The organism is Pseudomonas sp. 5Vm1k, from assembly GCF_056161485.1.
Genome location: NZ_JBSPCZ010000001.1, coordinates 456781 through 469773, shown reverse-complemented (window position 1 = coordinate 469773; position 12993 = coordinate 456781). Strand labels below are relative to the sequence as shown.

Annotated in this window: 9 protein-coding genes; 6 read left to right on the top strand and 3 right to left on the bottom strand. The window is 60.2% G+C overall.

Going from position 1 to position 12993, the window contains the following annotated elements; all coding sequences use genetic code 11:
• The first annotated feature begins 70 nt into the window (after nucleotides 1-70).
• The 3 genes from ACWIKB_RS02125 (at nucleotide 71) to ACWIKB_RS02115 (ending at nucleotide 3385) form a co-directional block, all read left to right on the top strand.
• Complete coding sequence (locus tag ACWIKB_RS02125; protein ID WP_047226150.1) at nucleotides 71-619, top strand: cupin domain-containing protein; 549 nt, start codon at nucleotides 71-73, stop codon at nucleotides 617-619.
• 181 nt (nucleotides 620-800) lie between these two features.
• Nucleotides 801-1217 carry a c-type cytochrome gene (locus ACWIKB_RS02120; RefSeq protein ID WP_123515808.1) on the top strand — a complete coding sequence of 139 codons (417 nt, stop codon included), beginning with the start codon at nucleotides 801-803 and terminating at the stop codon, nucleotides 1215-1217.
• Nucleotides 1218-1459: 242 nt separating this feature from the next.
• A complete protein-coding gene (locus ACWIKB_RS02115; RefSeq protein WP_475265124.1) occupies nucleotides 1460-3385 on the top strand; it encodes an acetyl-CoA hydrolase/transferase C-terminal domain-containing protein in 1926 nt (641 codons plus the stop codon).
• Nucleotides 3386-3562: 177 nt separating this feature from the next.
• On the opposite strand, the gene ACWIKB_RS02110 is transcribed toward ACWIKB_RS02115, so the two are convergent.
• A complete protein-coding gene (locus ACWIKB_RS02110; RefSeq protein ID WP_027926370.1) occupies nucleotides 3563-4135 on the bottom strand; it encodes a xanthine phosphoribosyltransferase in 573 nt (190 codons plus the stop codon).
• 85 nt (nucleotides 4136-4220) lie between these two features.
• Nucleotides 4221-6230 (bottom strand): DNA helicase Rep, encoded by a 2010-nt coding sequence (gene rep, locus ACWIKB_RS02105; protein ID WP_054048492.1) that lies wholly within the window; start codon nucleotides 6228-6230, stop codon nucleotides 4221-4223.
• 263 nt (nucleotides 6231-6493) lie between these two features.
• On the opposite strand from rep, the gene ACWIKB_RS02100 reads away from it, so the two are divergent.
• On the top strand, nucleotides 6494-8167 hold the full coding sequence (locus tag ACWIKB_RS02100) for a putative bifunctional diguanylate cyclase/phosphodiesterase (RefSeq protein WP_475265123.1): 1674 nt from the start codon (nucleotides 6494-6496) through the stop codon (nucleotides 8165-8167).
• 127 nt (nucleotides 8168-8294) lie between these two features.
• On the opposite strand, the gene ACWIKB_RS02095 is transcribed toward ACWIKB_RS02100, so the two are convergent.
• Complete coding sequence (locus ACWIKB_RS02095) at nucleotides 8295-9692, bottom strand: NorM family multidrug efflux MATE transporter (protein WP_475265122.1); 1398 nt, start codon at nucleotides 9690-9692, stop codon at nucleotides 8295-8297.
• 170 nt (nucleotides 9693-9862) lie between these two features.
• Here ACWIKB_RS02095 and ACWIKB_RS02090 point away from each other — a divergent pair, with 170 nt between their 5' ends.
• Together ACWIKB_RS02090 and ACWIKB_RS02085 are read left to right on the top strand one after the other, a co-directional pair.
• Nucleotides 9863-10783 carry a LysR substrate-binding domain-containing protein gene (locus tag ACWIKB_RS02090; protein WP_475265121.1) on the top strand — a complete coding sequence of 307 codons (921 nt, stop codon included), beginning with the start codon at nucleotides 9863-9865 and terminating at the stop codon, nucleotides 10781-10783.
• A gap of 174 nt (nucleotides 10784-10957) precedes the next feature.
• Nucleotides 10958-12934, top strand: a complete 1977-nt coding sequence (locus tag ACWIKB_RS02085) for a methyl-accepting chemotaxis protein (RefSeq protein WP_475265120.1) — start codon at nucleotides 10958-10960, stop codon at nucleotides 12932-12934.
• Nucleotides 12935-12993 lie beyond the last annotated feature (59 nt).

Genomic DNA, 12993 nt, shown 5'->3' with positions numbered 1-12993 from the left:
TAAATACTGAACGCTGTCGCCATGATAACGCTCAATATTCCTACAACCTGAATCCCTGGAGGCTCCAGCATTGGACGTCGGTGAACGACTGCAATCCATCCGTAAGCTCAAAGGTCTTTCGCAGCGTGAACTCGCCAAGCGCGCGGGCGTCACCAACAGCACCATTTCGATGATCGAGAAAAACAGCGTCAGCCCCTCGATCAGTTCGCTGCGCAAGGTTCTGGGCGGGATTCCCATGTCCATGGTCGAGTTCTTTTCCGAAGAGATCCTGCAGGAAAAACCGACTCAGATCGTCTACAAAGCCAACGAGCTGATCGATATTTCCGATGGTGCCGTGACCATGAAACTGGTCGGCCGGGCGCACCCGAGCCGGGCCATCGCATTCCTCAATGAAATCTACCCGCCTGGCGCCGACACGGGTGACGAGATGCTTACCCATGAGGGCGAGGAAACCGGGATTTTGGTCGAAGGGCGGCTAGAGTTGGTGGTCGGGGCTGAAACTTTTGTGCTCGAAGCCGGCGACAGCTACTACTTTGAAAGTACCAAGCCGCACCGTTTCCGGAATCCGTTTGACGCGCCGGCGCGACTAATCAGCGCAGCCACGCCAGCGAATTTCTAAGAAAAGAGGCGTCCTGCCAGCACTGCCGAGGCGCCCGAGCTGTTTTCCACCGCACAACAAGACCCCTTCGACTTTGGGGTTGTTTCAGTGTGGCGGGCTTGCCGTTATACTTGCGCCCGCCTGCGAACCGTGGCCGTGGGCGTGAATAGCCACCATTGAGGGTGAACGCGTGAACCTAATTATGAAAATGCTGGCTGCACCAGCAACTGTATTGGCCCTTTGGGCTGTGAGCGCACAAGCTTCCACCACTGACGACATTGCCAAACGCCTTGAGCCAGTTGGCCAGGTCTGTGTAACGGGTCAAGAATGCAAAGGGATGGAAGTCGCTGCCTCGACAGGCGGCGGAGCAGCAAAAACCCCTGACGAAATCATTGCCAAGCATTGCAATGCTTGCCACGGCACCGGCCTGTTGGGCGCACCGAAGATCGGTGATGCCGCCGACTGGAAAAAACGCGCCGATAAAGAAGGCGGCACCGCTGCCGGCTTGGCAAAAGTCGCGTTGGCAGGTCTGAATGCCATGCCACCAAAAGGCACGTGCAGTGACTGCGAAGTGAAAGACCTTGAAGGCGCCATCCAGAAGATGTCCGGCCTGAAATAAGCTTTCAGCTTCAGCAAAAAGCCGCTTGCGAGCGGCTTTTTTGTGCCTGCTGTTTCCCGTAGGAGCTGCCGCAGGCTGCGATCTGTTGATCATTTTTTTAGCAATCAACATCAAAAGATCGCAGCCTGCGGCAGCTCCTACAGAGGTTTTGGTGTTGGCCGATCAGCTTTTTTGTGGCCAATGCAGCAAAGACCCGGCAAGCTCGGTCCAACCCCAATTCACGGAACGTGCGGGAGGATCAGATGGTGCAGTTGTGTTCTATCGAACAAGCGGTCGATGACGTACTGGCGCGGTTACCGGCGCATATTCACATGGGCTTGCCCTTGGGCCTGGGTAAACCCAACCACTTCGTCAACGCGCTGTTCCAACGCATCGTGCAGCTGCCCGAACGGCGACTGACGATCTATACCGCCCTGTGCCTCGGTCGTCCGTCCTTGGGCGATGGTTTGCAAAAGCGCTTCCTCGAACCCTTCATCGAACGGGTCTTCGGCGATTACCCGGAGCTGGATTTTCTCGCGCAGTTACAAAAAGACAGCCTGCCGGCCAACATCCACATTCAGCAATTCTTTATGCAACCCGGCAGCCTGCTGCACAGCGCGCAGGCCCAGCAGGACTATGTCAGCAGCAATTACAGCCACGCCGCCCGTGACATCAACGCAGCCGGCCTGAACCTGGTGGCGCAACTGGTGGCCAGCCATGCCGATCACCCGGATCGCCTGAGCCTCAGTTGCAACCCGGACATCACCCTCGACCTGTTCCCGATGATCGCCAAACGCCGCGAAGCGGGGGAAACGGTCCTGATCGTCGGCCAGGTGCACAACGATTTGCCCTACATGCCGGGGGATGCGGAAGTCGGCATGGACGCGTTCGACCTGCTGATTGACGCGAAGGACAGCACCACGCTGTTTTCCACGCCGAACATGCCGGTGGGTTTCCAGGATCACTTCATCGGCCTGCACGCCAGCACGCTGGTGCGCGATGGCGGCACGTTGCAGATCGGCATTGGCTCCATGGGCGATGCATTGACCGCAGCGTTGCTGGCGCGCCAGGCCGATAACGTCGGTTACCAGGCGTTGCTGGCGGATCTGAATCTGAGCCAATGGGCGCAGCTGATTGATCGTGAAGGTGGCGTCGAGCCGTTCGCCAAGGGCCTTTACGGCTGCAGCGAAATGTTCGTCAACGGCTTGCTGGTGCTGGCGGACGCCGGAATTGTGCGGCGCAAGGTCTACCCTGACGTGCCGACCCAGCAACAGGCTAATGACGGCAGCCTCGACGAGGCGGCACAAACCGACGGCATCTCGGTGCACGGCGGGTTTTTCCTCGGGCCGCGAAGTTTCTATGAACGCCTGCGCGAGTTGCCCCAGAGCAAGCGCCTCGAATTCAACATGACCCGTATCAGCTACATCAACGAGCTCTACGGCCAGGAAGAACTCAAGCGCTTGCAGCGCCTCGATGCACGGTTTATCAACACCGTGTTCACCATGACCCTGATGGGCGCTGGCGTGGCGGATCAACTGGAAGACGGGCGGGTGCTCAGTGGCGTCGGCGGGCAGTACAACTTCGTCGCCCAGGGGCATGCCCTGGAAGGCGCGCGATCAGTGCTGATCCTGCGCAGTTGGCGTGAGTCGGGCGGCGAGGTCAATTCGAACATTGTCTGGGAGTACGGCCACTGCACGATTCCACGGCATTTGCGGGACATCGTGGTCACCGAATACGGCATCGCCGACCTGCGGGGCAAGAACGATGCGGCGGTGATCGAGGCGTTGCTCAACATCAGCGACTCACGCTTCCAGCCGGGGCTGATCGAACAGGCTCAGGCGGTCGGCAAGTTGCCGAAGAGTTTCCGCATTGACCCACGGTTTGCCGACAACCATCCTCAGCGTTTGCAGGACATCAAGGCGCGGCACCCGAACCTGTTTCCGGAGTATCCGCTGGGCTGTGATTTCACTGAGGTGGAGCGGGATTTGCTGCGGGCGCTGAACTGGCTGAAGAGCAAGTTCAAGCTCACGGAGATTCTGGAGTTGGGCAAGGCTGCGCTGGATGCGCCGGAGGCCGCGCAATACCCGGAACATCTGGAGCGGATGCAACTGACCAATCCGGAGGGGCTGAAGGAGGATTTGTTTCAGCGGCTGCTGCTCACGGGCCTCAAAGCCACCGGGCAGCAGTGAGGACGCCTTCGCGGGCAAGCCTCGCTCCTACAGGTTTCGCGCGTTATTTGCGGTCGCGTATAACCTGTAGGAGCGAGGCTTGCCCGCGAAGAACTATGACGCGGTCCATCATGAAAACCGCATCGCCTGCATCGCGAGCAAGCTCTGCTCCCACAGGGGGATGTGCAGTGTTGCGGGTTATTCGATGAAGGTCACAACGCCGCCAGCCAGGGATTGCACCCGAGCCAACGATTCAACCCGATAACCCTGCGCATCCAGCTCCGCACGCCCACCCTGGAACGACTTCTCGATCACGATCCCCAAACCGGCGACGGTCGCGCCGGCCTGTTTGATGATCGAGATCAGCGCCTGCGACGCCTTACCGTTAGCCAAAAAGTCATCGATGATCAGCACGCGATCGCTGCTGGTCAGGTGGCGCGGGGAGATCGCCACGGTGCTTTCGGTCTTCTTGGTGAACGAGTAAACGGTCGCCGACAGCAGGTTTTCAGTCAGGGTCAGGGACTGCTGCTTGCGGGCGAAGATCACCGGCACGCCGAGGTTCAGGCCGGTCATGATCGCCGGGGCGATGCCCGAGGCTTCGATCGTGACGATCTTGGTGATGCCCGAATCCTTGAACAACGCAGCGAACTCGTCGCCGATCAGCTTCATCAGGGCCGGGTCGATCTGGTGGTTCAAAAAGGCGTCGACCTTCAAGACCTGATCGGAAAGCACGATGCCTTGTTCGCGAATTTTCTGGTGCAGTGCTTCCATGAAGCGTTCCTCTACTGGCGCCGTATGCGCCTAGCTTGTCAAAAAGAGTTCGGTTAAAAAGTATTCGGTTAAAAAGTGCTCAATTCTAGCGCTTTAACATCGCCCGTATATCCGCCAATGCGGTATTGCCGCGAACGGCTTTGACTTCAACAGGCGTGTCGTCGTTGCCTTCCCACGCCAGGTCGTCCGGCGGCAGTTCATCGAGGAAGCGACTTGGCGCGCAATCGATGATCTCGCCGTATTGCTTGCGCTTGGCGGCGAAGGTGAAGGCCAGGGTCTGACGCGCCCGGGTAATCCCGACGTAGGCCAGTCGGCGTTCTTCTTCGATGGTGTCGGCTTCGATGCTGGAACGGTGCGGGAGGATTTCCTCTTCCATGCCCATGATGAACACGTAGGGGAATTCCAGGCCCTTGGAGGCGTGCAAAGTCATCATCTGCACACCTTCGGCGCCGTCTTCCTCTTCCTGCTGACGTTCCAGCATGTCGCGCAAGACGAGTTTGCCGATGGCGTCTTCGACGGTCATCTCGCCTTCTTCGTCTTTCTCCAGGGTGTTTTTCAACGCCTCGATCAGGAACCAGACGTTACCCATGCGGTAATCGGCAGCCTTGTCGCTGGAGCTGTTGGTGCGCAGCCAGTTCTCGTAGTCGATGTCCATGACCATGCTGCGCAGGGCCGAGATCGGGTCTTCGCCGGCGCACTGCTCGCGGACCTTGTCCATGAAACGCTTGAAGCGCGACAGGCGATCGGTGAAGCGCGTGTCCAGATGCTCGCCCAGACCGATTTCGTCGGTGGCGGCGTACATCGAGATTTTGCGTTCGGTGGCGTAGTTGCCGAGCTTTTCCAGGGTCGTCGAACCGATTTCCCGGCGCGGCACGTTGATCACCCGCAGGAAGGCGTTGTCGTCGTCCGGGTTCACGATCAGGCGGAAGTAGGCCATCAGGTCTTTCACTTCCTGACGTCCGAAAAAGCTGTTGCCGCCGGACAGTCGGTAAGGAATCTGATGGTGCTGCAACTTCAGCTCGATCAGTTTGGCCTGGTAGTTACCGCGGTACAGGATCGCGAAATCGCTGTACGGCCGGTCGGTGCGCAAGTGCAGGGTCAGCAGTTCCACGGCCACGCGCTCGGCTTCGGCGTCTTCGTTGCGGCAGCGGATCACGCGGATTTCATCGCCGTGACCCATCTCGCTCCACAGTTGTTTTTCAAACTCGTGGGGGTTGTTCGAGATCAGCACGTTGGCGCAGCGCAGGATGCGGCTGGTGGAGCGATAGTTTTGTTCGAGCATCACGACTTTCAAGGACGGGTAATCGTCCTTGAGCAGCATCAGGTTTTCCGGACGGGCGCCGCGCCAGGCGTAGATCGACTGGTCATCGTCGCCTACCACAGTGAACTGATTACGCGTGCCGATCAGCAGCTTCACCAGCAAATATTGGCTGGCGTTGGTGTCCTGGTATTCGTCCACCAACAGGTAGCGAACCTTGTTCTGCCACTTTTCGAGGATGTCGGCGTGTTCCTGGAACAGCTTCACCGGCAACAGGATCAGGTCGTCGAAGTCCACCGCGTTGAACGCCTTGAGCGTGCGCTGGTAGTGGGTGTAGACGATGGCGGCGGTCTGTTCCTTGGGGTTGCGCGCGTTCTCCAGGGCTTCGGGCGGCAGGATCAGGTCGTTTTTCCACGAGCCGATCATGTTCTTGATCTCGTCGACGCCGTCGTCGCCCGAGTATTCCTTCTGCATGATGTCGGTCATCAAGGCTTTGACGTCGGTCTCGTCAAAGATCGAGAAGCCCGGTTTGTAGCCCAGCCGCACGTGTTCCTTGCGGATGATGTTCAAGCCCAGGTTGTGGAAGGTGCACACCGTCAGGCCACGGCCTTCGCCGCCCTTGAGCAGGGTGCCGACCCGTTCCTTCATCTCCCGCGCGGCCTTGTTGGTAAAGGTCATGGCGACGATGTACTGGGCACGGATGCCGCAGTTCTGGATCAAATGCGCGATTTTACGCGTGATCACGCTGGTCTTGCCGGAGCCTGCACCGGCGAGCACCAATAGAGGGCCGCCGACGTAGTTCACGGCTTCTTGCTGCCGGGGATTGAGTCGGGACATACGGAATCAGGGAGTCGTTTATGAAATGGGCCGGCATTTTAACAGGCTCAGCGAATTGTGCTGCTCTCTCCGACTTGTGACGCAGCACGCGATCTCTATTTGCCGGTTTTGCTACTTTCACGCAGGATGCGCGGAGAATTTGCGGCTAATGTACGTAATTCCAGATACACAGCCGTGTTTGATAACCGATGTCATTTGGTCATTGGTTACCGGCGCGGCATAATGCCCGCCGCCTACATCATTGCAGAGTCTAGGGAGCTAGCTTGTCTACGCCTGTCGAACCCTTGCGTTTGCTGCTACTGGCCGAAGAGCCAGCGTGGGCAGCGTTGTTGCGCGAGTGTCTGGCTCCAATGGGGAGCTCGGCAGTGCTGATCAGCGCGCCGAGCTGGGAGTCGGTCAGCAGTCTGTTTGAAGACAACCGCAGTGCGGTGTTGTTGACGATCCCGGCGCTTCAGCCTCTGCCTGGCCGTTGCAGCCTGCCGACGGTGTTGTTGCTCGAGCACGAGCCGCTGACCCCGCCCGACGGTGTGAGTGACTGGCTGGTGCGCGATGTGCTCGATCCCGGCATGTTGCGCCGCTGTCTGCGTCATGTGCGCGAGCGCGGCGTGCTGGAAAACACCCTGCAACGCCTGGCCGAGCAAGACCCGCTGACCGGCATCGCCAACCGCCAGGGTTTCCAGACCTTGCTGGCGGCGCGTCTGGCGGAAAACGACGGCCGCGGTCTGGCCCTCGGTCACCTTGACCTCGATAACTTTCGTCACGCCAACGACGCCCTCGGCCATCAGGCCGGCGACCGTTTGATCCTGCAAGTGGTCGCGCGGCTGAAAAGCCAACTCGAGGCCGGCGATCAACTGGCACGCCTCGGCAGCGATGAATTCGCCCTGCTGATCGACACCCGCCGCGCACCGCAACGTGCGGAATGGATGGCCGAACGCATTACCGAAGCCTTGTCTGAACCTTATTGGGTCGACGGCGAAAGCCTGTTGATCGGCTCCAGCCTCGGCATTGCCCATGCGCGAGCCCAGGCTGGCGCCGACCCTTTGATGTGGCACGCGCACATCGCGATGCAGCAGGCGAAGAGCACCCAAGGCTGCACCTTTCACATCTTCAACGAACGCATCAATCGCAATGCCCGCAGCATCGCCGACCTCGAAAGCGAGCTGCGCCGGGCCTTGCGTCGCGACGAACTGGAATTGCATTACCAGCCACGCCTGAACCTTGAGGACGGCCAGATCGTCGGCCTCGAAGCGCTGGTGCGCTGGCGTCACGCCGAACGCGGCTTGCTGCCGCCGAGCGAATTCGTGCCGCTGGCCGAGCAGAGCGGCTTGATCGTGCCGCTGGGTTACTGGGTGATTTCCCGGGCGCTGCGCGACATGCAGGCGTTGCGTGAACGGGGGTTACCGGCGCTGCACATGGCGATCAACCTGTCGTTCCGGCAGTTTCAGGACAGCCAGTTGCTCTCGACCCTGAGTCGCCTGATCGCCGAGCGCGGTGTGGAAGCGCAATGGCTGGAATTCGAACTGACCGAAACCGCCGTGATGCGCCGCAGCGACTTGGTCAAACAGACCATGGACGCCCTCGGTCGCCTCGGGGTGCGCTTCTCTCTCGACGATTTCGGCACCGGGTTCTCATCGTTTGTGCACCTCAACAGCCTGCCGATTACCTTGCTCAAAGTCGACAAGAGCTTCGTCGGCGGCATGGAAGAGCGCGAAGAGAACCGCAAGCTGGTGCACGCGATGATCAATCTGGCGCACAACCTCAATCTGGAAGTGGTGGCCGAAGGTGTGGAAACGCCGGAGCAGCTGGATTTGTTGCGTGGGTTTGGGTGTGATCAGGTGCAGGGTTATCTGATCAGCAAGCCGTTGCCGTTGGCGGAGTTGGTTGAGTATTTGACGTTTGGCTCCAGCCAGCAGCCCGCCATGGAAGTCGTGAGCTAACCCAGTACCCAATGTGGGAGCGGGCTTGCTCGCGAATGCGGGGTGTCATTCAGCATTGTTGTGACTGACACTCCGCATTCGCGAGCAAGCCCGCTCCCACAAGGGATCTCATTCCCACAGAGGGATCTCAGTCAGGTTGGGCGACCTGAAAACGCTGCTGCGGCGCAGGCTCCCGCCGAATCATCCGCTTCATCTTCCACTCAAACGCCAGCGTCAAACTCACCGCCGCGCACGCCAGCCCCAGCGCCAAACCCCACCAGACGCCCGTCGGCCCCCAGTTCAAATGGAAGGCCATCATCCACGCGGCTGGCGCGCCGATCAGCCAGTAGCAACCGAGCCCGACCAAGAAAGTGGTCTTGGCGTCCTTGAGCCCACGAATGCAGCCCATGGCGATGGTTTGCGTGCCGTCGAACAGCTCAAACCACGCCGCCACGGCCAACAGGCTCACAGCCAGATCGATGACCGGGCGGAAGGCCGGGTCGTTATGGTCCAGGAACAAGCCGATCAGCTGATTCGGCAGCAGCCAGAAGACCATGGCGAAGGCCAGCATCGAAGCACCACCAAACGCAATCCCGACCCGACCGGACAGCCGTGCATCGAGCAATTGCCCGGCGCCATAGTGCTGGCCGATGCGCATGGTGATCGCATACGACAACCCCGCCGGCACCATGAACGCTACCGAAACGATCTGCAGGGCAATCTGATGCGCCGCCAATTGCGTGCTGCCCATGGTGCCCATGCACAGCGCGGCGAACGCGAACAGCCCGACTTCCACCGCATAAGTGCCGCCAATTGGCAGACCCAGGCGCCACAGTTCTTTCAGGTACTGGCGGTTCGGCCGCGACAGGCCCTGGCGCAGAGGGTATGCGTCATAGGCCGGGTGCCGACGAATGTGCAGCGCCAGCGCCACGGCCATCAGGTTGGCGACAATCGCAGTAACCAGGCCAATCCCCACCAGACCCATTTTCGGCAAGCCGAACATCCCGGTGATGAACGCGTAGTTGAGAACGAAGTTGGCCACAGTGCCGCCCAGGCTGATGACCATCACCGGCGTGGCTCGGCCGATGGCGCTGGTGAAACCGCGCAGGGCCATGAAGCTCAGATAACCGGGCAGGGCGAACGGCAGGAACGTCAAGAACAGCCCGGCAGAGTGGACGTTGGTTTCGGTCTGGCCAAACATCAGCAACACCGGTTTGAGGTTCCACAGCAGCAACCCCGCCACCAGCGCCATCAGCCAGGCCAGCCACAGTCCGGCTTGGGTCAGCCGCGCCGCGCCGACGATATCGCCCGCGCCCTGACGGATCGCCACCAACGTGCCGACCGCCGCAATCACACCGATGCAGAAAATCGACACGAACGAGTAAGTCGCCGCGCCCAGACCGCCGCCGGCCAGCGCCTCGGGACTCAGGCGCGCCATCATCAAGGTGTCGGTGAGGACCATCAACATGTGCGCCAACTGCGAGGCAATCAACGGCCCCGCCAGCCGCAGGATGGCCCAGAGTTCGGTACGTGCTGGATGCTGCATGGTCATCACGCTCCCTTATGAAATGAACTGGAAAGGCTCGATTCTCGGCGCTTGGCGGGGTTTGCACAAAGGGATAAAAAGGATGGGTGGCATGATTAAAACTCATCCAGCGGACTTTCTGATAAGTTTGCCCAATCCCGCTGCCCCATCCCACGATAGGAGCTTTCTGCATGTCTCGTCGGCTTCCTCCCTTGTATGCCCTGCGCGCATTCGAAGCGGCGGCGCGGCACAGTTCGTTTACCCGGGCGGCCGAAGAACTGTCGATTACCCAAAGTGCGGTCAGTCGGCATATTCGTACGCTCGAAGAGCATTTCGCCTGTCGGCTGTTTCACCGCAGTGGGCGCAACCTGCAATTGACCGAGTCGGCGCGGCTGATCCTGCCCGGCATCCGCGAAGGCTTCACCGCGCTGGAGCGTGCCTGCAACACCTTGCGCGCCGAAGACGACATCCTGCGTATGAAAGCCCCGTCGACCCTGACCATGCGTTGGCTGCTGGCGCGGCTTAGCCGCTTTCGGCACTTGCAGCCGGGCAACGAGGTGCAACTGACCAGCGCCTGGATGGACATCGATACGGTGGACTTCAACCACGAACCGTTCGACTGCGCCGTCATCCTCAGTAACGGGCGCTTTCCACCGGATTGGGAGGCGACTCTCCTGTTTCCCGAAGAGCTGATTCCCGTGGGCGCGCCGAATCTTCTGAAGGATCAGCCGTGGGACGTTGCGCGCCTGGCCAGCACCGAGTTGCTGCACCCGACCCCGGACCGCCGCGATTGGCGCAGTTGGCTGGAACGCATGGGTTTGACCGATCAGGTGTCGCTCAAGGGCGGGCAGGTGTTCGATACCCTGGAGCTGGGCATGATCGCGGCCGCCCGAGGTTACGGCGTGTCGATGGGGGATTTGCTGATGGTGGCCGAGGACGTGGCGCAAGGTCGCCTGAGTTTGCCGTGGCCGACCGCCGTCGCCAGCGGTGAGCATTATTACTTGGTGTGGCCGAAAACCCGCCCCGGTGGCGAACGTTTGCGCCGGCTCAGCGATTTCCTGCAAGGGGAAGTCCGGGCCATGGAATTGCCGGATGTTGAACGCTTGAGCTGAAACGATATAGTGGCGATGCGCTATAACCTGGCTAATAACTCAAGTATTGAGTTTTGCCGCCGAAAATCTGCAGGTGGAACCTTCGTGCAGGTTTCGCGTTGTTCCCATTATTCGAAATTTTGCTGAGCGTAGAGCCGGATCAAGGAGGATCCGGTCGCTCGGCCAGGAGCTGTCATGTCTCAACCCCGTGCCCGGATTGCCTCACAGCTTGGTCTTGCGCTCGCCGTGATTCTGGCGATTGTCATCAGCGGCAGCACTGTGTTCGCCCTGCGCTCGCTGGACACCGCCAACCTCGCCACCCGCGAAGAGCACCTGGCCAGTGAGGCGCGGTTGCTGGCGGATCAGCTCAGTACGTTCCACGGCACGTTGCGCGAAAGCACCCAGCGCCTGAGTGGTCTGTTCGAGAAGCGCTTCAGCGCGGGCATCAGCGTGCATCCGGACGAGCCGGTGACGGTGGCGGGCGTGCAGACCCCGGGCCTGCACCTGGGCAGCGAAGTGTTGAACAACAACTTCAAGGAAGTCGACGAGTTCAAGCAAATGACCGCCGGCGTGGCCACGTTGTTTGTGCGCAGCGGCGAAGACTTTGTTCGTGTCAGCACGTCCCTGAGCAAACAGGACGGTACCCGGGCCATCGGCACTTTGCTGGACCACGCTCACCCAGCCTATGCACGCTTGATCGCGGGGCAGAGCTACGTCGGTCGCGCCTTGTTGTTCGAACGTTCCTACATGACTCAGTACACCCCCGTAAGGGACTCGGGCGGTAAGGTGATTGCCGTACTGTTCGTAGGATTCGATTACACCGACGCGCAGAACGCGCAGTTCGAGAACTTGAAACGCTTCCGCATCGGCAAGACCGGCTCTTTGGCGTTGCTGGATGAGCAGGGCAAATGGCTGGTGCCGATTGCTGGCGTGCAAGCACTGGATAAAGCCGCCCCGACCATCACTGCTTTGGCGAAGACACCGGGTAAAGGCGAGTTCTGGAGCGACAAATCGGAAGACTTCTACAGCCTGGCCGTGCCCTTTGAAGGCGGGCCTTGGTCGGTGGTAGCGAGCATGCCGAAAGCGGAAATCAGCGCCGTGACCTGGAGCGTCGGCATTCAACTGGCCATCGGCAGTCTGTTGGCGATGTTGATCGCGGTGGGTTCGGCGGTCTGGTTGCTGCGCAGCAAACTGGCGCCGTTGGGCGACCTGGTGCGTCAGGCCGAAGCCTTGGGCGCCGGTGATTTGAGCGTGCGCCTGAACGTGTCGAGCAATGATGAAATCGGTCAGTTGGCCCGCGCCTTTAATCAGATGAGCCAAGCGCTGTCGACCATGGTCGAGCACATCCGCAAGGCTTCGGTAGAGGTCAACAGCCGTGCCCAAGCCTTGTCTGGTTTGTCCGGCGGTGCTTATGAAGGGATGGAGCAGCAGTCTGGCGAAATCACCAGCATGGCTGGCGCCGTGGAAGAATTCAGCGCCACGTCCCTGAACATCGCCGACAACATGAGCAATACCCAGCGCATGGCGCAGGAAAACGCACAGCAAACTCAGATCGGTCGTACATCGATGCAGGAAGCGTCCTCCTCCCTGGAGCAAATTGCCGGTGCGCTGAACAGCACAGCGACGGTGATCAACACCCTTGGCCAGCGCTCCCAGGAAATCGGCGGCATTGTCGGGGTGATTACCGCGATTGCCGATCAGACCAACCTGCTGGCGCTCAACGCCGCCATCGAAGCCGCCCGTGCCGGCGAGCAGGGCCGTGGTTTTGCGGTGGTGGCCGATGAGGTGCGCAACCTGGCTTCGCGTACTCGTGAGGCGACCGATGAAATTTCCGGCATGATCCAGAGCATCCAGCAGGAAACCGGCAACGCCATCAGCACCATGGAACAAGGCAATGTGTTGATGCAGGAAGGCTTGTCGCGCAACGCCAACGTCGCGTCGGCACTGGCGCGGATCGATGAGCAGAGCCGCTCGGCGGGCCAGCAGTTTGCGGCGATCACCACCGCGACTCAGGAGCAGAGCAGCACGGCCACCTTGCTCAGCAGCAACCTGCAAAGCATTGCGCTGGCCAACAGCGAGCAGCGGGAGGTTGTTTCCAATCTGGCCATCACCGCCAAAGAACTGGAATCGCTGGCGGCAGACCTGCGGCATGAGGTTGACCGGTTTCGTTGAGACGCCGCTGAAATAGCTTTCGCGAGCAGGCTCGCTCCCACATTTGATCTCGGATGTTC

What these genes read in the sequence shown, in the direction of transcription:
- ACWIKB_RS02095 (WP_475265122.1), bottom strand. Translation starts at nt 9,692, where the DNA reads ATGCAGCATCCAGCACGTACCGAACTCTGGGCCATCCTGCGGCTGGCG.
- ACWIKB_RS02110 (WP_027926370.1), bottom strand. Translation starts at nt 4,135, where the DNA reads ATGGAAGCACTGCACCAGAAAATTCGCGAACAAGGCATCGTGCTTTCC.
- ACWIKB_RS02085 (WP_475265120.1), top strand. Translation starts at nt 10,958, where the DNA reads ATGTCTCAACCCCGTGCCCGGATTGCCTCACAGCTTGGTCTTGCGCTC.
- ACWIKB_RS02090 (WP_475265121.1), top strand. Translation starts at nt 9,863, where the DNA reads ATGTCTCGTCGGCTTCCTCCCTTGTATGCCCTGCGCGCATTCGAAGCG.
- ACWIKB_RS02120 (WP_123515808.1), top strand. Translation starts at nt 801, where the DNA reads ATGAAAATGCTGGCTGCACCAGCAACTGTATTGGCCCTTTGGGCTGTG.
- ACWIKB_RS02115 (WP_475265124.1), top strand. Translation starts at nt 1,460, where the DNA reads ATGGTGCAGTTGTGTTCTATCGAACAAGCGGTCGATGACGTACTGGCG.
- rep (WP_054048492.1), bottom strand. Translation starts at nt 6,230, where the DNA reads ATGTCCCGACTCAATCCCCGGCAGCAAGAAGCCGTGAACTACGTCGGC.